Annotated in this window: 18 protein-coding genes and 1 riboswitch; of the genes, 7 read left to right on the top strand and 11 right to left on the bottom strand. The window is 43.0% G+C overall.

Annotated elements, in window-relative coordinates:
• Positions 1–187 precede the first annotated feature (187 nt).
• The 7 genes from R7O03_RS07515 to R7O03_RS07485 form a co-directional block, all read right to left on the bottom strand.
• A complete protein-coding gene (locus R7O03_RS07515; protein WP_005377768.1) occupies positions 188–1,609 on the bottom strand; it encodes an aspartate kinase in 1,422 nt (473 codons plus the stop codon).
• A gap of 86 nt (positions 1,610–1,695) precedes the next feature.
• Entirely contained in the window at positions 1,696–2,082 is a 387-nt protein-coding gene (locus R7O03_RS07510) for an ectoine synthase (RefSeq protein ID WP_005377769.1), read from the bottom strand.
• A gap of 14 nt (positions 2,083–2,096) precedes the next feature.
• Positions 2,097–3,362: a diaminobutyrate--2-oxoglutarate transaminase gene (gene ectB, locus R7O03_RS07505; protein WP_017820939.1), complete on the bottom strand. Its 1,266-nt coding sequence runs from the start codon at positions 3,360–3,362 to the stop codon at positions 2,097–2,099.
• A 34-nt stretch (positions 3,363–3,396) separates the two neighbouring features.
• Positions 3,397–3,930, bottom strand: coding sequence for a diaminobutyrate acetyltransferase (gene ectA / locus R7O03_RS07500; protein WP_005393379.1), 534 nt, complete (start codon positions 3,928–3,930; stop codon positions 3,397–3,399).
• Between the two features lie 316 nt (positions 3,931–4,246).
• The gene (locus R7O03_RS07495; protein WP_005377772.1) at positions 4,247–5,905 is read right to left on the bottom strand and encodes a BCCT family transporter; all 1,659 of its coding nucleotides are present in this window, start codon (positions 5,903–5,905) and stop codon (positions 4,247–4,249) included.
• Positions 5,906–6,097: 192 nt separating this feature from the next.
• Positions 6,098–6,847 (bottom strand): 3'-5' exonuclease, encoded by a 750-nt coding sequence (locus tag R7O03_RS07490; RefSeq protein ID WP_318131628.1) that lies wholly within the window; start codon positions 6,845–6,847, stop codon positions 6,098–6,100.
• Entirely contained in the window at positions 6,844–8,724 is a 1,881-nt protein-coding gene (locus tag R7O03_RS07485; RefSeq protein ID WP_005377775.1) for a DUF294 nucleotidyltransferase-like domain-containing protein, read from the bottom strand. Before R7O03_RS07485 ends, R7O03_RS07490 begins: the two co-directional genes overlap by 4 nt.
• A gap of 438 nt (positions 8,725–9,162) precedes the next feature.
• Between R7O03_RS07485 and proV the strand changes: the two genes are divergently transcribed.
• From proV to R7O03_RS07455, 6 genes are all read left to right on the top strand, one after another.
• Complete coding sequence (gene proV, locus R7O03_RS07480) at positions 9,163–10,350, top strand: glycine betaine/L-proline ABC transporter ATP-binding protein ProV (protein ID WP_005377777.1); 1,188 nt, start codon at positions 9,163–9,165, stop codon at positions 10,348–10,350.
• 4 nt (positions 10,351–10,354) lie between these two features.
• Complete coding sequence (gene proW, locus R7O03_RS07475; RefSeq protein WP_318131627.1) at positions 10,355–11,440, top strand: glycine betaine/L-proline ABC transporter permease ProW; 1,086 nt, start codon at positions 10,355–10,357, stop codon at positions 11,438–11,440.
• Positions 11,433–12,440 carry a glycine betaine/L-proline ABC transporter substrate-binding protein ProX gene (gene proX, locus R7O03_RS07470; RefSeq protein WP_054865582.1) on the top strand — a complete coding sequence of 336 codons (1,008 nt, stop codon included), beginning with the start codon at positions 11,433–11,435 and terminating at the stop codon, positions 12,438–12,440. Before proW ends, proX begins: the two co-directional genes overlap by 8 nt.
• A gap of 196 nt (positions 12,441–12,636) precedes the next feature.
• On the top strand, positions 12,637–14,586 hold the full coding sequence (locus R7O03_RS07465) for an LTA synthase family protein (RefSeq protein ID WP_318131626.1): 1,950 nt from the start codon (positions 12,637–12,639) through the stop codon (positions 14,584–14,586).
• Between the two features lie 145 nt (positions 14,587–14,731).
• Entirely contained in the window at positions 14,732–15,097 is a 366-nt protein-coding gene (locus R7O03_RS07460) for a VOC family protein (protein WP_017820936.1), read from the top strand.
• Positions 15,098–15,196: 99 nt separating this feature from the next.
• Positions 15,197–15,580: a hypothetical protein gene (locus tag R7O03_RS07455; protein WP_005377782.1), complete on the top strand. Its 384-nt coding sequence runs from the start codon at positions 15,197–15,199 to the stop codon at positions 15,578–15,580.
• 90 nt (positions 15,581–15,670) lie between these two features.
• Here the strand turns inward: R7O03_RS07455 and R7O03_RS07450 are convergent, their stop codons facing one another.
• Positions 15,671–16,405: a chromosome segregation ATPase gene (locus tag R7O03_RS07450; protein WP_017820934.1), complete on the bottom strand. Its 735-nt coding sequence runs from the start codon at positions 16,403–16,405 to the stop codon at positions 15,671–15,673.
• Positions 16,406–16,436: 31 nt separating this feature from the next.
• The gene (locus R7O03_RS07445) at positions 16,437–16,595 is read right to left on the bottom strand and encodes a hypothetical protein (RefSeq protein ID WP_005377784.1); all 159 of its coding nucleotides are present in this window, start codon (positions 16,593–16,595) and stop codon (positions 16,437–16,439) included.
• 527 nt (positions 16,596–17,122) lie between these two features.
• Positions 17,123–17,222: riboswitch (glycine riboswitch) on the top strand.
• Between the two features lie 122 nt (positions 17,223–17,344).
• Here R7O03_RS07445 and R7O03_RS07440 point away from each other — a divergent pair.
• Positions 17,345–18,721 (top strand): alanine/glycine:cation symporter family protein, encoded by a 1,377-nt coding sequence (locus R7O03_RS07440; protein WP_104975278.1) that lies wholly within the window; start codon positions 17,345–17,347, stop codon positions 18,719–18,721.
• 117 nt (positions 18,722–18,838) lie between these two features.
• Here R7O03_RS07440 and R7O03_RS07435 read toward each other — a convergent pair whose 3' ends face one another.
• Positions 18,839–19,405 carry a threonine transporter RhtB gene (locus R7O03_RS07435; RefSeq protein ID WP_158156301.1) on the bottom strand — a complete coding sequence of 189 codons (567 nt, stop codon included), beginning with the start codon at positions 19,403–19,405 and terminating at the stop codon, positions 18,839–18,841.
• Positions 19,405–20,040: a LysE family translocator gene (locus R7O03_RS07430; RefSeq protein WP_017820932.1), complete on the bottom strand. Its 636-nt coding sequence runs from the start codon at positions 20,038–20,040 to the stop codon at positions 19,405–19,407. Before R7O03_RS07430 ends, R7O03_RS07435 begins: the two co-directional genes overlap by 1 nt.
• Positions 20,041–20,141: the final 101 nt, after the last annotated feature.

Raw genomic sequence — 20,141 nt, 5'->3', positions numbered from 1 at the left:
CTAAGTTAACGTTAGTTAATCAGTAACATAAGCCAGCAGACCATTCTGCTGGCTTATGTGTATCGCCACATAGGAACTTACTTAAATCGCCTGTTTAGCCTATACAAAGTGGGCATTGTGAGTACAAACTGAAAAACAAAAAAAGGAGAGCTAACCTGCTCTCCTTTGTATTTTAACCGTGGATAAACTAAGCCACATTAACCGATTTAGCTAAACTGCTACTTTGGAAAAACTCATCATGCAATGCGCAAATCGCGTGCTGGTATTCCTTATCACCGACAACAAATTGCACATTTACATTTCTCAATGATGAGTGCAGTGCAACTGGCGTAACGCCATTATTCATCAATGCAAGTACACCTTTTGCCAACGTCTTGTTGGTATCAATTTGAGAACCAATGGCTGAGATAAGCGCGACCATACGACCTTTAATCGAGGCATTCGGATAACGTTTCTCGGCTTTATACAATACTTTGTTTAAGCTATCAGTACTGCCACCTAGATAGTAAGTAATAGAGTTAGCGTTCATCTCTTTACCAACCAAACTTACACGAGCATCGGAGATGATTTCCATCAATTCGTAACTAACGTTATCGGCTTTTCCTACCATTGCTTGGTCAAACAAATGCAGTGCAAATACTTTCTCTTTACCTGCGATGATCTCGACTTTGTCTTCTTCCGGACGATAGCTTGAAGAGATCAAAGTACCTTCGTGTTCAGGTTCGAATGTATTTTTAATCTGTAGCTCAATACCACTTTCACGTAAACCCGCAGCGGCATTTGGGTGAATCGCTTCCATGCCAAGGTTCGCAAGTTGGTCTGCTACGTCATAGTTTGTACTACCAATTGGTAATACTTTTTCAGGACCAACAACGCGTGGGTCCGCTGAGCTCAAGTGGTACTCTTTGTGAATTACTGCTAAATCCGCTTTTGTTATTGCTGCAATTCGGCTAAATGTCATCTCACTATAACCTCGGTCATAAGTGTGCATTAGGCCCTCTTTACAGTAAGCATAACCTGTCACGATTGGCAGTTCTTTTGATACATCGATATCAGCAAACGCGTCACTAATCGACTCATCAAGGCTTCTTGGCGCTTGATTATCCCAACCAGACAGGTCAACGAACTTAGCGTTAATACCCATATTTTTTAGTTTTAGTGCTGTGTTGTAAGCACTATGTGCCTCACCGATAGACGAGAGAAACTCTCGAATTTGAGGCAAGTACTGGCGCAACGAAAATTGACCGTACTGACAGGTTTCTAAAATATTCGCGATACAGTTTTTCGCTTCAGCAATGCGGGAGCGAATGAATTTATCCGCACGGATACGATTCATTGGGTCCGCAAAAATATTTTCATTGGTCAGCAACATACGGCTTTCAACGTACGCTAACGCTTCTTCCCATTTGTCGTCGCGTTTCGCGATAAGCTGATAAACGCCTGGTTTACTGGTTTTTTTACACTCGAGCAGCGCATCGGTCATACCACCGTATGCAGATACGACAAAAATACGATTGTATGGCGTTTTGGGACGAAGAATAATATTGTCGAGAACAGCATCAAATGCTGTCATTGATGTACCGCCGATTTTTTCTACGGTAAATGTCATGATAAGCCTTTTTTGATTGGTAACTTTAAAAAGAAAAAAGAAGAGATAGTAAAGTGTGGGGTGGCAAAGCACCCCACCATCATCTTTTAGTCAACGAGAGGATAAACACCGTTTTCATCGTGCACTTCAGCGCCAGTAATCGGTGGGTTAAACACACACGCCATTACCATTTCTTTATTCTTATAAGCTCTCAAGTAGTGCTCATCGTGTTTATCAAGGATGTATAATGTACCTGGTTTGATTGGGTACGTTTCTCCACCTACAACTTCAATCTCACCTTCACCACTCATACAAAACACCGATTCAAGGTGGTTTTGATAGTGAATATGAGTTTCTGTATCTTCATAAATCGTTGTGATGTGGAAAGAGAAACCCATGTTGTCGTCTTTCAACAACATGCGGACACTTTCCCAGTTATCTGAAACAACACGTCGTTCGCTGTTGCGGCATTCATCTAGAGTTCTGACGATCATAATTAAAATCCTTATTAAGATGCTTGTTTGAAATGTTTCGCAGCGATAGTCTCTACTGCATTTTCAAAGATGCTTAGTCCTTGATCTAGCTCTGATTCGCTAATGGTTAGTGGGCAGAAGAACTTCACAACTTCATCGTCTGGACCCGCTGTCTCTATCACCATTCCATTCTCGAAACAGTTTTTCGCAATTTCAGATGCCATGTCACCATTGATACATTCAATACCAACCATCATGCCGCGGCCTTTTTTCTGCACAAACATTTGTGGAAAGCGACGAACACAACGGTCAATAACAGCACTTACCTTGTCTGAACACTGCTTGATGTGTGTTTCAAAATCATCGTTTGCCCAGTAAATTTCTAGTGCTTTTGCAGCAGTAATAAAGGCGTGATTATTGCCACGGAACGTACCGTTATGCTCGCCTGGCTTCCACTGGTCAAGCTCAGGCTTAAGTAATACGACAGCCATCGGCAAACCGTAACCACCGATCGACTTCGATAGCGTCACGATATCCGGTTGGATACCAGACGGCTCGAAACTAAAGAAAGTACCGGTACGTCCACAACCTGCTTGAATGTCATCGACAATCACAAGAATGTCATTGGCTTTACAGATTTTGCTCAAACGTTGTAACCACTCGTTTGAAGCAGCATTTAAACCACCTTCACCCTGCACAGTTTCAAGAAGTACAGCGGCTGGTTTATCCATACCTGCAGAGTTGTCATTTAGCATGGTTTCGAACAGCGCGAGACCATCTACGCCAGCGTAACCTTCAAATGGAATACGAGTGACGTTACTTAGGCTAGAACCGTTACCTTGTCTGTGATGCTGGTTACCCGTTGCAGCCAGTGCGCCAGCAGTACAACCATGGAAACCGTTAGTAAACGCAACGACGCTGTCGCGGCCTTTTACTTTTTTAGCCAGCTTCAATGCCGCCTCAACAGCGTTAGTGCCTGTTGGGCCCGTAAACTGAACCTTGTAATCCAAGTTTCTTGGTTTAAGGATGTAAGTATCCAACGCTTCCAGAAACGATGCTTTCGCTTCTGAGTGCATATCCAAACCGTGAGTAATACCGTCCATTTCAATGTACTCAAGCAACGCTTGTTTTAGTACTGGATTGTTATGGCCGTAATTTAGAGATCCCGCTCCAGCAAGGAAGTCTAAGTATCGTTCACCTTGTTCTGTTTCTAGCCAGCAGCCTTTCGCTTTACGAAAAACGACCGGGAAATTGTTTGAATATGAGCGTACGTTGGATTCCTGCTTTTTGAAAATATCCATGATGAGACCGTTTTTAATTCCTATTGTTTGAGGATTATTTGAGAGGAATGCGATACAAATATTCTGTATCGTGTTTGCCTTTAAAGTGGGCTTCTTCATCCAAAAATGTGCTTACTTGGCCAGAATTGCCGTTCATCGCATCTAACTTTTTGAACAGTGCCCAAGAGGCTTTATTATCTTCCGTGATGGTAGTTTCTACCGATTTAACACCGCCTAATTCCTCTCGGGTGAGAAGTTCTTTCAACATGCGGAATGCTAAACCATGACCTCTAAAGCGAGGTGAGACTGCAACTTGCCAGACAAATAAAACGTCTTGCTCGTCTGGTTTCTGATAACCGGAAATGAAACCTGCGATTTCGCCTTTTTGCTCAACCAAAATACTGGTTTTGCTGAAATGCGTAGACTGTAGGAAATTGCAATAAGATGAGTTCATGTCCAATGGAGGACAGTCTGCAATCAAGCTGTAAATGTCGTCACCATCAGAGATTTTAGGCTCACGAAAAATCCATTTTTTACTTGAGTCTTCTCCAATCTCTGGATAAAGGACCCAAGGTGCTGATGTGATCATGTGAAAATACATATCCTTTGAGGTCTAATTAAATTTCCTTTTTATTATGGGCATCCCTCGCGACTAAAAATCAAATAATCCGCCTTTTTATCGGTATTTTTGTGATTTGCATCACAAAAATAAACCTATTAACCAAAAGTTAAAATAGTTTGAGGTCTAATTTATTAAATAGTCACCTAAATGCGCAGTACAAAAAACAACCAGAATAAGACCATTTTCCATGCTGTTCATTTCTCAGAAAAAAATAGAAATCCAAAAAAAAAAGCGGCATGCTTTCGCATACCGCTTTTATCAATAATTTAACTGCTGATACTAGTTATTTTGATTTCTTAGAAACCGCCTTTGGACGAGGTTCATCCATCAAACCTTTTATCAAAGATACCGTTGCAACAAGCAAAACAATAGTAAATGGTAAACCAGTCGTCACCGCCATTGCTTGAGCAGCAGCTAGACCACCACCCAACATCAATGCAATCGCAACCAAACCTTCAAACGTACACCAGAACACGCGTTGTGGCGTTGGTGCATCGACCTTACCGCCCGCAGCAATAGTATCAATAACCAGTGATCCTGAGTCAGAAGAGGTAATGAAGAACACCACGACTAAGATAATGCCGACAAAAGATGTTATCTCAGCCAATGGCATAACATCTAACATGGCAAAAAGTTTTAAAGGTAGTTCTGCGTTAAACACCGCCTCGTAGCCATCATTAACGTATTGGCTAATTGCGTTACCGCCAAAAGCCGTCATCCATAACACACAAACTGAAGATGGGATAAGAATAACGCAAATAATAAACTCACGAACTGAACGACCGCGAGACACACGTGCGATGAACATACCCACAAATGGTGACCAAGAAATCCACCACGCCCAGTAAAACGCCGTCCAGCCTTGAGAGTAATTCACATCCTCTCGTCCAAATGGCATAGATAAGGCAGGGATATTAGCCACATAGGAAACGATGTTCTCGAAGAAACCAGTTAAAATCGCAATCGTCGGGCCAACAACAATAACAAATAGCAATAGCAGTGCTGCAAGACCCATGTTGATTTCAGATAAGATTTTCACGCCCTTATCGAGTCCAGCCACAACAGAGATTAAAGCGAGCGCAGTAATACCAATAATCAATATAACCTGCGTGGTATTGGTCATTGGGACATCAAACAGGAAGTTCAAACCCGTTGCGGCTTGAGATGCACCGTAGCCTAGCGATGTTGCTAAACCAAAAACCGTCGCTACCACTGCAAGAATATCGATAATATGACCAGTCCAACCCCATACACGCTCACCAAACAAAGGGTAAAAAATTGAGCGCATGGTGAGTGGCAAACCTTTGTTAAATGAAAAGATAGCCAGTCCAAGAGCCAAGAGCGCGTATATTGACCACGGATGAAGTGCCCAGTGGTAAATCGTCGCAGCCATCCCTAATGCCGAAGCTGCAGTTGCATCGCCCTCTGCACCACCTAGCGGTGCCCAGTCAGTACGTACACCATTCTCAACGCTCACGCCACCAATCGCAGAACTAAAATGGGACATCGGTTCTGATACACCGAAGAATACGAGACCAATGCCCATACCTGCAGCAAATAGCATTGCCAACCATCCGGCATAGGAGTAATCCGGTGTTGCTTCAGTACCACCGATTCGCACACGGCCCAATGGTGTGAAGATCAATCCGACACAGACAATGACAAAAATATTACCTGAAGCGAGAAAAAACCAGTCTAAATTGTGTAACAAACCCGCTCGTAGGTCTGCAAAAAACGGCTCTACCTGTTCTCGGAATAATAGTGTTATCACAACAAACATGACGATTGCTAAGCCAGAAATTGCAAAAACACGGTTGTGAATATCAAGGCCAAATGGGCCTACCTTTAGCGCAACGTTATCCTGACCAATTTGATAGTCAGTATCTATTGCGTTTACTTTTCCATCGGGGCGTTGAATGCCACCGTTATTATCGGTGCTCACGGATAATCTCCTTAAAAATACGTGACCAAGTTTAAATTACTTTCGTCGGAGTTCGAGTAATGAAACGTCTTCATCACTACCAAGCACATGTTCATAAAACATTGTTCTTATAAGCGGTTACTCAATCCGCCATCATAATCTTAAAGCCCCCTATCTCTCATTGCATTTTATTGTTTTCACCATAAATAACGCCTATTGCCAAACCGAAGATATTGGGATGTTTCGATTAAAGTGATACTGCAGTTGCGCTTGAAACAGCTCCGCAGTTGCTAACGCATCCGTCAGGGCATGGTGAGGTTGATAAGCAGGGAGGCCATATCTTTCACGAGCGTGCCCTAATCGTACAGAACCGGGTTTCTTGCCTTTCAACTTATTGATAAAACCTCTGCATTCACGGCGTTGTATCGCATACTCAATATCTAACGTATCAACAACAGGAAACTGTATCCCCTCTCCGATGCTATTTAGCAAGGCGTTATTAAAGAACTGCCTTTCAATGTTCTTATAGTGAACGAGTACCACTTTGCCTGACAACGCATCCAATATTTCACCCAAGATCTGAGACAGCTGCGGCGCGTTTTTAACCTCAGAGTCAGTGATACCGTGAATAATGACAGACTCGTGGTTTAACTCTCTGTTTGGGTTAACGACCCAATGAGCAGAGCCATTACATTGAACACGATCAATAGTAAACGGGACAAGTCCGATCGTGAGAATGACATCCTCTTCCGAGTTCAATCCTGTTGTCTCAAAGTCTACCGAGACAAATGGCACTTGTTCAATTGGTGTTTCCCCATTAACCATCGGTGTCGAATAATAGCGTTTGAGCCTCTCGTCTTTCGCTTCTTTAGCGAGTTGCTTGAACAACATTGACCACTCTGGCGTCTGGGATGTATCCAACAAGGGATGTTCTTTTTCTGCCTTTTTTGAGAACCACATCATTTGCTACTTCTCTGGTATCGAAACTTAATGAAGTTCTGTGCGTTACTTAGAATTTGAAATGCTGCTTTTAAGTTTCGACGTTCAAATTCAGACATGTTCTCCGGCTCAATATTGTTGTCTGGCTCTTCTCCATTTTCTATATCAAGGGCTTGGTGACGAATTCGAACCATGTAGATTAGCTCCATCGCATCCCTTAAATCCAAACCTCGACCTTTCGGTAAAATGCCAGCATCATTAATGTCATCTAAACGGTCGAAAGAGTTTTGCGATCGCGAACCGATTGCCAAAGAATGCACCCGTATTAAATCGGCCAACGGAGCCGTCCCCCTTCGCTTCAAGTTAATCGAGTTGCGATGACGACCATCTTTCTCCATCACAAAGTCTTTGAAAAAGCCCAGTGGAGGCGTCCTACGTATTGCGTTATACGCCATACAAGCAAGAAAGCGGTTATTTCTTTTCGCTCGTCTCACAATAAAGCTGCTTAATTGCTCCGCCCATTTCACTCGCCCATGAACACCGAGGAGATCAAAAAAGATATTACTATTTAACAATCTCTCAGGGGTTGGATTGTCTATCCAGTTTCCAAAGCATTCCTCCCATTCTGCACGAGTTTTTCGCCATTCTGGGTTGGTAGCCATAATGTCTCCAGTACAATAAGCATAGCCGCATGCCGCTAAACCATCACAAACAAATTTAGCAAACTTTTCAAAGTACTCTCCGTGAATCTCAACGTCATAACTGTTATCGAGAATAAGGGCGTTATCTTGATCTGTTACAATTAACTGCTCATCCCTCGCCATTGAACCCATTGCGACTAAACAATAAGGAATGGGCGCTGGGCCGAACTCTTGCTCAGCTAATTCAGCGAGGCGTTGTTTGAAACTACTGCCTATAACCGACATGGCTCGACCAATCATGTGCGCGTTGGCATCTTCATTGACCATTCTTACGAAACAGTCTTTTACTTGTTCAGAAACCTGCTTGAGATCCTCGACACTGGTTTGCTGAAAAATAGAGCTCACTAGCAATAGGCTGTTCTGAGATTCGTAACGAACGATGTCCGTCATGCCAATAATTCCTATCGGCTTTTTATCTTTTAAAATTGGTAAATGATGCACGTTGTAACGCAACATGGTTAACATGGCCTCAAACACATAGGCGTTATAATCCAATGAAACCACGTCATAACTCATGACCTCACTCACTGGAATATTGGTATCAATACCTTGAGCTAGTACGCGAATGCAAAGATCGCGATCAGTCAATATTCCAAGCAGCTGTTCATCATCTTCTTCTGTGAGCTCCTCTGTCGGGCGAATAATGAGCAGAGAGGTGACATTTTCCTCTGCCATTAGTATCGCAGCTTCCTGAATTGAAGCCGTTGCCTCCAGAGTTACTGGATCTCTTGCTAAGATTTTACGTGCCTTAGCGGTGGTAAAGTCATTGCTTTCGGAGCGGCTAGATATTGCGCTTCGCAAACGCGCGCTATCTTCCAGTTCCATGTAGTCCGCAAAGTTTTCAAACTCATCACAAAGTTCATTGAAGATGTTTTCCGGAATACAGTAAACGAGAGTGTCTTCTATCGCTTTGGCTGGCATACGTACGCGGTTGTTCATCAACAACCCCATCTGACCAAACAGTCCACCAGCATCAATCCTGTTGTAAAGTTCACCTTTACGTCGATAAATCTCTACCGCCCCACTTCTCACCATATACAAGTCGCGGATCGTATCTCCGAAGTTAAGGATTTTTGTTCCTTGCCGAAAGTATGCAACCTCGGCATTGAGAGCAATTTTTCTAAGCTGCTCTTCAGGTAGGTCATCAAAAGGTGGGTACTGGCTAATGAAATTGAGCACTTCTAACTGTTCGGCTTCCATTTTTTATTCCATACGCTGCCTAAACTACAGCGATAAATATCACCCTGAGTGAAATCAAGCAATAAATAAATCTAAGGATAACAGTACCTAACCGATTTCACAGGACCAAGCCTTAACCAAAAATTAGAGCTCTAACCTTTTTATATGTAGAGCTCTAAGCTATCACAGCTTATATCTATGCAAGCGAGTTGAGTTGAAATGTACAAAAAAATTCAAAATAAATTCAACCCTACGTCAGGGCAACGTTATGGCGGATAAAAACATATCACAAGCAATTGTTTTAAATATAAAAAATAAGAATTGAACATACCTTGCTCAACGAATTCTCTATGCACGGCAGAACTAGTTAACCAACCCCCTTTCGTTGAAAGTTGAACTAAAATTAATTAGAGTACAAATCGTTAAACAGTTATAAACACACGAAAAAGGACAGATAACATGGATCCCATACTGGAAGTTAAGGGACTGTATAAAGTGTTTGGAGAAGACCCAGAGAGAGCCTTCTCGCTTATCGACAAAGGCGTCGATAAAGACGGTATTTTTGAACAGACAGGTTTAACAGTCGGCGTAAACGATGTATCTCTCACCATAAATGAAGGGGAAATTTTCGTAATCATGGGCCTTTCTGGCTCCGGGAAATCCACCCTTGTTCGACTTCTTAACCGGCTCATTGAGCCGACTAAAGGCAGTGTTTATCTCAAAGGAAGAGATATCGCCCACATCTCCGAAAATGAACTTCGAGAAGTTCGTCGTAATAATATCTCAATGGTGTTTCAAAGTTTCGCACTCATGCCACACATGACGGTGATTGAAAATGCCGCCTTTGGTTTAGAACTTGCCGGCATCGATGTTAATGAGCGTCAGAAAAGTGCCCTTTCCGCCTTAGAAAGAGTGGGTTTAGACCCTTATGCAGAATCTTTCCCTGACGAATTATCCGGTGGTATGAAACAGCGCGTTGGTTTGGCGAGGGCGTTAGCCTGTGATCCTGACATCCTATTAATGGACGAGGCGTTTTCCGCTTTAGACCCATTGATCCGTTCTGAGATGCAAGATGAGCTTATTCGTCTACAGAACGATGACAAACGCACAATTGTCTTCATTTCTCATGATTTGGATGAAGCAATGCGCATTGGCGACCGTATCGCCATCATGCAAAACGGTGAGGTTGTTCAGGTTGGTACACCTGATGAAATATTACACAGTCCAGCAAATGATTATGTCGAAGCGTTTTTCCGCGGCGTAAACATCGCAAGTGTCTTGACAGCAAAAGATATCGCGCGCAAGAAGCCAGCGGCTGTTTTTAAGAAATCGGAAAATGACGGTCCAGGCTCTGCGATGCAGATTCTGATGGATCACGACCGTGATTACGGCATTGTCGTCGATAAATCTAGCCGATATTCCGGCATCGTATCTCTTGATTCACTGCGTTTGGCTCATAAAGAAAACCGTTCGTTAGCCAGTGCTCAATTACCGGATGAAGTTACTCTTCAGCCTGATCAGTCAATTAATGACATTTTGGGTCTGGTTGCTGGTGTTCCTTATGCCGTGCCTGTCGTAGATGAGAAAGGAACTTACTTTGGTGTCGTGACTAAATCACGTCTTCTACAAACACTAGATAAGGATTAACACGATGTCTTCAGAGCAAACTAACAATGATCCCTGGTCAAATACTGCTCCTGCGCAAGATGATCCTTGGTCGCAAGTTACAGAGGCCGCACCAAGTAATGATTGGCTCAACTCAGAAACTGTAGAGCAAGCGCCATTCGATATTATGAACCCATTCCAAGATGCGGTTTTACCCCTCGATAGCTGGGTAGAGTCCGGTTTGAACTGGCTGGTGGAACATGGTCGACCTGTTTTCCAAGCAATACGAGTTCCAATCGACTTTATTCTAACGTCGTTTGAAACTGCTTTGGTGTCTACACCTGCGCCTATAATGGTACTCATTTTATTTTTGCTAGCGTGGCAGTTTTCCAATGTAAAACTTGGTTTTTCTACTCTTGTATCCCTTGTTTTCATTGGCCTAATTGGTGCGTGGTCACAAGCGATGACAACGCTAGCACTGGTGTTAACCGCCGTTTTCTTCTGTTTGCTTATAGGGCTACCAATGGGGATATGGTTGGCAAGGAGCCAAACCGCTGCCAAATTTGTTAGGCCAATATTAGATGCAATGCAAACGACTCCCGCGTTCGTTTACCTTGTACCAATTGTTATGTTGTTTGGTATTGGTAACGTTCCTGGCGTAGTAGTAACGATCATTTTCGCCCTGCCTCCCGTTGTGCGCCTGACTATTTTGGGTATTCAGCAAGTACCTGAAGAGCTTATCGAAGCTGGCCACTCTTTCGGGGCAAACAAAAAACAGATGCTTTATCGCATCCAGTTACCGTTGGCGTTACCAACCATCATGGCAGGTGTAAACCAAACCTTAATGCTGTCACTTTCTATGGTAGTGATTGCTTCAATGATTGCTGTTGGCGGCTTAGGCCAAATGGTACTTCGTGGTATTGGCCGACTTGATATGGGTCTTGCTGCCGTTGGTGGCTTAGGCATCGTTATTCTTGCAATTTTGTTAGACCGTATCACCCAGGTGTTAGGGGTTAATGCGGGCAACACTAAACTTCGCTGGTATCACACAGGTCCTGTTTCATACCTATTAAAACTGAAAACAAAGACGAACCAAGACGATCTAAAACTTAGGAGAAACATCAATGAATAATTCATGGAAGAAAGCGCTCTCTGTTGGAGCTCTAAGTACTATCGCATTTTCAACTTATGGTGTGGCAAGTGAATTACCGGGTGAAGGTGTCACTGTTCAGCCTGTTCAATCAACCGTTGCAGAAGAAACATTTCAAACGTTGATCGTAAACCGCGCACTTGAAGAGCTTGGTTACGATGTTAAACCGACCAAAGAAGTGGACTACAACGTAGGCTACACCTCTATTGCTAAAGGTGATGCTACTTTCTTAGCGGTTGGTTGGTTCCCTCTTCACGCCGATAAGTACACGATGTCTGGCGGTGATGATAAGTTCTTCCGTAAAGGCCAATACGTAAGTGGTGCTGCGCAAGGTTATTTGATCGATAAGAAAACCGCGGAAAAATATAACATCACGAACATTGGTCAGTTAAAAGATCCAAAATTGGCGAAGCTATTCGATGCAAACGGCGATGGCAAAGCGGACTTAACTGGTTGTAACCCAGGTTGGGGTTGTGAAATGGTTGTTGAACATCAGTTGGATGCTTTCAAACTCCGTGACACAGTAACACACAACCAAGGTAACTACGCAGCGATTATCGCTGATACGATCTCACGTTACAAAAAAGGCGATCCGATTCTTTACTACACTTGGACACCGTACTGGGTAAGTGGCGTTTTAGTTCCAGGGAAAGATGTTGTGTGGTTAGAAGTGCCATTCTCTTCACTTCCTGGTGAGCGTAAGGACATTGATACGACACTAGAGAACGGTAAGAACTACGGCTTCGAGATGAACTCTATGCGCATCGTTGCCAATAAAGAGTTTACGGAAAAAAACCCTGCTGCTGCGAAGCTATTTGAAATCATCAAACTAAATATCAATGATGTTAGTGCGCAGAATATGATGATGAGCCAAGGTAAGAACAGCTCAGCGGACATCGAGTCTCATGTAAATGGCTGGATCAAAGCGAACCAGAAAAAGTTCGACGCATGGGTCGAAGAAGCGAAGAAAGCCGCAATGTAATCATGCCTTTATCAACCTCTAGAGCCAGTTGGTGTTATCAACTGGCTCTTTTTTTTTACACAAACGCCCCTCCCCCTTACATAGACATACCAACACTTACACTACTCGACCATAAACCCACATTATAATTCACGTTTATTTCACGCTTGCTTTGCTAAAAACAACACAACATAACAATTAAACTATTCGAATAAATATGAAAAAATTATCAAAGAGCTCTGTGTGGGGGCCTTTGCAGCCAATTGCTGCCTTTTCTTTGTTTTCGCTTCTATTTCTGTCTATCTCAAGAGTTTTGCTAGCCTTTTGGCAGATTGACCGTATTGACTCTCTAAACGACTTAATTTACATCCTAGGTCAAGGTTTGCGCGTAGATATTGCAACGCTTTGCTGGTTATTTATTCTTCCAGCACTGCTTTCAACCTTCATGCCATTAACCGGTAAGATGGGAGAGTGTTGGAAGCGAATATTACGCATATGGATGGTTTTAGGGCTTTGGGTGCTTGTATACATGGAGCTAGCAACAGCGCCATTCATTCAGGAATACGACCTACGTCCAAACCGCCTGTTTGTGGAATATTTAATCTACCCAAAAGAAGTCTTGAGTATGCTCTGGACTGGCTACAAATTAGAACTGTTTATTGGTGCGTTAGGTACAGTTTTAACCATCACTTTAGGTTGGAAGTGGAGTAAGAAACTGACCGATAAGGCGCAGCAGGTCAACTGGAAATGGCGACCACTATTGGCACTTTTCGTTGTTCTTTTTGGGGTTGCAGGTGCTCGCTCATCTTTAGGGCACCGCCCGCTAAATCCTGCTATGGTCGCCTTTTCTAACGATCCACTGCTTAACGACTTAGCACTGAACTCATCTTACTCATTGTTGTTTGCGGTTAATAGCATGAAGTCAGAAAAGAGCGCGGAGCAGTTCTACGGAAAAATGGACACTCAAAAGATGTTGGAATTAGTTCGCACTTCATCAACAAAGTCCGACTTCACCCCTTCATTACTCCCAACCATGAACAGTAACCCCGCGACTTACCAAGGTAAACATAAAAACTTAGTGATTTTGCTACAAGAAAGCTTAGGCGCCCAATTTGTCGGTGCTTTGGGTGGTTTGCCTCTAACACCAAACCTTGATGAACTCATGAAGGAAGGTTGGCAGTTCACACAAATGTACGCCACTGGTACTCGTTCTGTTCGTGGAATTGAAGCCGTAACCACGGGCTTTCCTCCATCTCCATCTCGCGCGGTAGTGAAGCTGAGTAAAAGCCAAACGGGTTTCTTTACCATCGCGGACTTACTGAAAGCTCAAGGCTATCACACGCAATTTATTTACGGCGGTGAAGCCAACTTTGACAACATGAAAACTTTCTTCTTTGGTAACGGTTTTGATCAAATAGTAGAAGAAGATGATTATAACAACCCAAGCTTTGTTGGCTCTTGGGGTGTTAGTGATGAAGATCTATATAACAAAGCAAACGAAGAGTTTGAACGCCTTTCAAAAAGCGACAAACCTTTCTTTAGCTTAGTTTTTACGTCAAGTAATCATAGCCCTTATGAGTATCCGAAAGGCAAAATTGAGCCATACGATTCAGAACATATGACGCGTAACAACGCCGTAAAATATTCCGATTACGCTTTGGGCACTTTCTTTGAAAAGGCGAAAAAGTCATCTTATTGGGATGATACCATTTTCATTGTAATTGCAGATCATGATGCACGTGTTTCTGGCGCTAACCTTGTTCCGGTTAAGCACTTTCACATTCCAGCATTGATCCTTGGTAAAGGCATTCAACCACGTAAAGATGACCGCATAGCAAACAACATCGACATGCCGCCTACACTGTTATCTCTAATTGGGGTAGATGCTAAAACACCGATGATTGGTCGTGATTTAACGAAGCCACTAGCTCGCGAAGATGAGCGCGCAATGATGCAATACGACAAAAACTTTGGTTATTTAACGCGCGACAATCTAGTTGTGCTTTCCCCTGGTGAAAAGATATCGACCCTGGCGTACGACTTTAAAGACCAAACCATGAAGCCGCTAGAGGTGGACGAGTCTATTATCGAGCGTGCAAAAGCAAACGCATTATTTGCATCTAAAGCGTATCAAAACAACTGGTATTCTTCCAAACACACTCATTAATACCAATGATTCCGCTGATAAAAAGGAGCTAAACGGCTCCTTTTTCTTATTCTGTCACTCACCTCGGGAATGTTCTGCTGACAACTCCTGTCGTTCCTTTACGTTAGATTGCCCCTACTATTTCTAATTGATTAAGGAACAAACCATGCTGACTATCAATTCATTCGTTCTCTACGTTGAGGACATCCACATAAGCCAAGTTTTTTATTCGAAACTGTTCGAACGCAAAGTCACGCAGTTGTCTCCAACCTTTGCCGCTATTCCAATGACCGAAGGCTTAACGTTGACACTCAAGCAAAGAGATAATCTTTCACCCCACAGCGGAATTAGAGGTGGTGGCACCGAGCTGTCTTTATCAGTGCCCAACAGGCATACGTTAGAGCGCATTTACAAGCGCTGGAAAGACCTAGGTGTTGAGTTTGTTCAACCACCAGCGACATCAGTGTATGGGTTAAATTTTATGGCTATCGATCCAGATAAGCATCGCATTCGTGTTTTCATAAATGAATAAAAATGCGTTAAAAATGCTTTTTACCCATTCCCAATGTGACTTCAATAAATTAGACTCAAGGAAACATTAAAAGCGGCGTAGTAATAAGAAGGAATGCCCATGAGCTCAAGTATGATCCTTAGCGAATCCCTAATCGAGAGCGGAAGAGATATCCCCCTCAAAGAACTGCTTTATGCAAAGCGCGTGCTGGATAACTACATGGCAGTAGCCAAAGAAAGTAGCCCGCTTGAGCTATTAACTGAGATGAAATCGGCAGCAAAGCAAGTAGAATACTTTACAACGACGAGTAACCCGTGTGAGGCTCGTAATGTCATCAGTCAGATGATTGATAAAATCGACACCGCGGAATCTTTTGCTTCGTTCAAAGCATTAGCAGGTAAGCCATCTCAAGCACTCAATGAACTAATTGAAGATCGAGCTCAGCTGATTAAACACGAACGAGAGCTCCTGCTCGCCTCAGGCTATGACGCCTCACGAATCTAATATACGCGACAGGCTAAAAGTCATAGCTAACAACGAAAAAGGAGCTCTTAAAGAGCTCCTTTTGCTTTTCAAAAACCGGATACAAAAGACTTAAAGGCCGATATCTTCCGTTATTGCTTTGATTTGTTTGAGGTCCATTTTATAGACTTCAATCATTTGATCGACCTGACTTAGTCGTGAATTAGCTTCGTCATGTTTATCACACGCGTCCGACTTCACGTCCCAAGATTTGCCTTCTAAAAATACGTCACACTCTTTCTTGAGTTTCTCAATCTTAGGTAATAATTTCGACCGTTCTTTCTCGAGAGACTCTAATTCTTGCGAAATTTTTAGCTCTTTCTGGAATACTTCGCGGGACCGCTCAAACATAGTCGCTTGCATATCCGCTTGACGACTCAGCTTCTCATTTTCTGACTTCGTCGTGTTGATCTTATCTGCCTGCTGCTTCAATTGAGACTCTAGTGACAAGTTGACCTTCTCGACCTCAGTCAATTGCTTTTGCAACTTCTTAAGTGCTTTCTGGTGCGCTTCGTCTTTCGCGGCAAGTAACTCACTAACTTGGTTTTGTATTTCTTGGTCAAGCGCCTCTTCACGCACTTTTACTTGAGATGCCAACTGGGTTTTATCTTGCGTTAGTGCTTGATACTTTTCTTCTAATACGTGGTAAGTCGATTCCCACTTGTTCGCAGTGACAACCGATCCAACAAGGCCACCAAATGCCAAGCCTAACACCGCAGCGATTGCGATATAGATATGCGTACGTTTGTCACGCTCTTCAATGACAACTACGTCGTCTTGCTCTTCCATTTTGTTCTGAGAACTCACCGTATACTACTCCAAGGACTCTTTTACTTTGCTAGCGGATCAATTCCGCAAACATAATTGATGCTGTATAAATCAGAAATGCGCCAATTAATGTTATAACGGTCGCTTTTTGGACTTTTTCATTGGTTCGATAACGAAACAGCACAAATGCTACTGCAATCAACACCGCAATGGCTAATAATCTGGTCATACCGCCTCCTTGTCCACTCATGAAAAACTGCCTAGGTCCGTAGACTGTTTCACAAAGATTCATTGTAACCCATTTATACGTACCATAAGGTCAACTTAGCGTAGATTTTAAAATAAGTGCTCCGATTTTAATCAATTTTGTGTCCTTAATTGAATAACTTATGTCGTAACGATCGAAACACATTTATCGTTCTGAAGTGTTTTTGGGTTCCATTCCCTAACCCAATAAATTTTATTTATGCCGTGACTCGCACAAAAAGATTGGCAAACATACCTTCATGAAAATTGATGAGGTTATTTCATTGAAAATAAATTGACATAGGGTGTTGAAATGGACCAAAAACATGATAGAGTTCACAGGTTAATGATGACCAGCATCATTAACTAACCTTTACTCATTTAATTGAGTAATTGTTCCGATGAAGACTGCAGGAGAGTGGTTATTAATCAAATTTTAACATTTGATTAGCATAACTCGCCGAAGAATTAACTATTTCAGGTGCTACCTAGGTAGCGGGGACTGTAGTTGGAGGAACCTCTGGAGAGAACCGTTAAATCGGTCGCCGAAGGAGCAAGTCTTGCACTCACGCAAGGTGAAACTCTCAGGCAAAAGGACAGAGGAGTGGAAAGTTACAACCTAACTATTTTGCTTGGCCTTCCCGCCTACAACCAATAGCTTAGTTCTTTTAGAGATCGTTGATCTCGTCCTTTCCCTCTTCTCCTTATTAGTTGTTTTATTAAGGGGAAATCATGAACAACCTACAATCTTTACTACAAACCATCGATAATTTTGTCTGGGGTCCACCGCTGCTTATTTTGCTAGTGGGTACAGGTGTTTACTTCACTTTTAGCCTTGGCTTGATCCAGTTTAAACACCTCCCAACAGCGCTAGCGATGGTATTCAGTAAAGATAAGTCATCTAATACTCAAGGTGACGTTTCTAGCTTTGCAGCTCTTTGTACTGCACTCTCAGCAACAATTGGTACTGGTAACATTGTTGGTGTTGCCACAGCAATCAAACTCGGTGGACCAGGCGCTCTATTCTGGATGTGGCTCGCTGCCCTTTTCGGAATGGCGACTAAATACGCCGAATGTTTGTTGGCGGTTAAGTACCGAAGAGTCGATGATAAAGGCCAAATGATTGGTGGCCCAATGTATTACTTGCAATACGGTGTTGGCTCAAAAGCTCTCGCGATCATGTTTGCAGTGTTTGCTTTGGGTGTTGCTTGTTTTGGTATCGGTACGTTTCCACAAGTAAACGCGATTCTGGATGCAAGTGAGATATCTCTTGGTGTTAACCGTGAGCTATCTGCCTTTGTACTAACTCTTTTGGTTGCTTTCGTAACTTTGGGTGGCATCAAATCCATTGCTAACGTTGCAGGAAAAGTGGTTCCTACCATGGCTGTATTTTATGTGTTGGCGTGTTTAAGCGTGATCATCATGAATGCAGACCAATTGTTCAATGCCGTTGAATTAGTGCTGGTTTCAGCCTTTACATCAACAGCAGCGACGGGTGGTTTTTTAGGTGCAAGCATCATGCTGGCAATCCAATCAGGTATCGCTCGCGGTGTGTTCTCAAATGAATCTGGTTTGGGTAGCGCGCCTATGGCAGCAGCAGCAGCGAAGACAGACTCTTGTGTTAAACAAGGCCTAATTTCAATGACGGGTACCTTTTTCGATACCATCATTATTTGTACCATGACAGGCCTTGCTCTAATCCTGACTGGTGCATGGCAAAGTGACTTTGCAGGTGCCGCGATGACGACTCATGCTTTTGCGGTGGGTTTAAATGCAGATACATTTGGTCCTATGCTCGTCTCAATCGGTTTGATGTTCTTCGCTTTTACCACCATTCTTGGTTGGAACTACTACGGTGAGCGTTGCGTTGTGTTCCTGTTCGGAACTAAAGCTGTGCTTCCATACAAACTGATTTTCGTCGGCTTGGTGGCATCTGGTGCATTCCTTCACCTCGATATGATTTGGCTACTGGCTGATATCGTAAACGGTCTGATGGCAATTCCTAACCTAATTGGTTTGATCGCACTGCGTCACGTCGTACTGGCAGAAACCAAACTGTTCTTTAGCTCAACATCGCAATCAGGTAAAGTTGAAGCAGTGAAAGCTTAGTGAAACGGCAGGTTTGCGGTCACAAACTGTCAGTCACAGAGAGCAAGACACATTAGAAATGGTAAAACACAAAGCCCGCTATTATTTAGCGGGCTTTATTTATCTTCGGTTAAATGGTTAATCTCTCAACCATTGATGCTCAACGTTTTCTCCACGTTCTTCAAAAAACTTCGCATTTTTTTGCTTGAATTGATCCGCTTTCAACTCTGATAGCGGCCAGTCTAAAAATGCTTCTGTTACAAAAGAGTCGCCGACACCCACTTCAATCGATTCCAGATGTTTCCCGATGTAGCGATAAAAGTAGCCTTGCCCAAACGCATCGCACACCATAGGTACATGCCTAACACGTTGATGATTGACAGAGACCGAAGCCCAAGTCGTCGTTTTAGGTTCACAGGTTTGCTCTTTTACAACGTCAACCTCAAATTTATTGTCCATAGTTGTCGAAACAAAAACGACAATAGCGTCATGCAAATACACACGCCTGAGCAATAACTGTTTAGTATCTTGAGTTCGCGTTTGTTGTATTCCATTAGCAAAAGGCTCGAAGTAGCCCCAGTGCCAAGACCAGATCATGCCGCGTTGCGCAAACTGTACTTGTGGCCACGTATGCCAAGCAACAGCGGCACCTATCCCCACAATAAATACAGCGAGTAGTATCAACAATCGATAAATATTAAGCATTAAACGGGTTTTTCAATTAATAACTTCACACCAAGTGCGACTAATACTGCGCCCGTCGCGCCTTCCATCCACTTCATAAAGCTTGCATTCTTTAGTAGATTTTTAGCCGAGTTAAGCGCGCCAGCTAAACCACACTGCCAAACCATCGCAATAGCAAAGTGTACAGATGCCATCATCATTGATTGAAGCAAGGGTGAACCTTCTGGATTCACAAACTGTGGCAAGAAAGCCAAATAGAAGACCGCCGTTTTCGGGTTCAAGACGTTAGAAAGAAAGCCCTCTCTAAAAGAGCGCTTACCATTAAACACTTCGTGAATCTGCTCGGTCACGGTCAATCCATCTTTCGACGACATTAGCGCTTTTAAACTGCTCAAACCAAGCCAGATAAGATAAGCCGCGCCAATCATTTTTACGATTTGGAACAACTCTGCTGATTGCGCAAGAATCGCCGAGATACCAACCGCAGAAAAAAAAGCATGTACGAATAAGCCAAAGCAAATCCCTAGACTGGTTGTACATCCATCTTTTAGGCCCGAGCGGCTAGTGTTACGGATAACAAGTGCAGTATCTAAACCTGGCGTTAACGTTAAAATCGTAATGGCAATAATAAATGCCTCGAAATTCAAAATATCCATATTATCGTGATAATTAATTGTCAATCCTTCATCAATACCGCCAATCCACAAGATTCGCAAGCTTCTTTTTTAAGAGAGCTATACAACTGGGTGAGTTTATG

The sequence above is a fragment of the Vibrio sp. Vb2960 genome (assembly GCF_033337665.1).
GTDB lineage: Bacteria > Pseudomonadota > Gammaproteobacteria > Enterobacterales > Vibrionaceae > Vibrio > Vibrio alginolyticus.
Note: the sequence above shows the minus strand (reverse complement) of the source record. Positions and strands in the feature narration are given on the sequence as shown.

Bases quoted from the DNA above. Each gene is read 5' to 3' on its own strand.
- R7O03_RS07485 (WP_005377775.1), bottom strand. From the start codon at position 8,724: ATGGAAGCCGAACAGTTAGAAGTGCTCAATTTCATTAGCCAGTACCCA.
- R7O03_RS07445 (WP_005377784.1), bottom strand. From the start codon at position 16,595: ATGACCAGATTATTAGCCATTGCGGTGTTGATTGCAGTAGCATTTGTG.
- R7O03_RS07460 (WP_017820936.1), top strand. From the start codon at position 14,732: ATGCTGACTATCAATTCATTCGTTCTCTACGTTGAGGACATCCACATA.
- R7O03_RS07435 (WP_158156301.1), bottom strand. From the start codon at position 19,405: ATGCTTAATATTTATCGATTGTTGATACTACTCGCTGTATTTATTGTG.
- R7O03_RS07440 (WP_104975278.1), top strand. From the start codon at position 17,345: ATGAACAACCTACAATCTTTACTACAAACCATCGATAATTTTGTCTGG.
- R7O03_RS07510 (WP_005377769.1), bottom strand. From the start codon at position 2,082: ATGATCGTCAGAACTCTAGATGAATGCCGCAACAGCGAACGACGTGTT.
- R7O03_RS07455 (WP_005377782.1), top strand. From the start codon at position 15,197: ATGAGCTCAAGTATGATCCTTAGCGAATCCCTAATCGAGAGCGGAAGA.
- proW (WP_318131627.1), top strand. From the start codon at position 10,355: ATGTCTTCAGAGCAAACTAACAATGATCCCTGGTCAAATACTGCTCCT.
- ectA (WP_005393379.1), bottom strand. From the start codon at position 3,930: ATGATCACATCAGCACCTTGGGTCCTTTATCCAGAGATTGGAGAAGAC.
- proX (WP_054865582.1), top strand. From the start codon at position 11,433: ATGAATAATTCATGGAAGAAAGCGCTCTCTGTTGGAGCTCTAAGTACT.
- proV (WP_005377777.1), top strand. From the start codon at position 9,163: ATGGATCCCATACTGGAAGTTAAGGGACTGTATAAAGTGTTTGGAGAA.
- R7O03_RS07515 (WP_005377768.1), bottom strand. From the start codon at position 1,609: ATGACATTTACCGTAGAAAAAATCGGCGGTACATCAATGACAGCATTT.
- R7O03_RS07430 (WP_017820932.1), bottom strand. From the start codon at position 20,040: ATGGATATTTTGAATTTCGAGGCATTTATTATTGCCATTACGATTTTA.
- R7O03_RS07465 (WP_318131626.1), top strand. From the start codon at position 12,637: ATGAAAAAATTATCAAAGAGCTCTGTGTGGGGGCCTTTGCAGCCAATT.
- R7O03_RS07490 (WP_318131628.1), bottom strand. From the start codon at position 6,847: ATGATGTGGTTCTCAAAAAAGGCAGAAAAAGAACATCCCTTGTTGGAT.
- ectB (WP_017820939.1), bottom strand. From the start codon at position 3,362: ATGGATATTTTCAAAAAGCAGGAATCCAACGTACGCTCATATTCAAAC.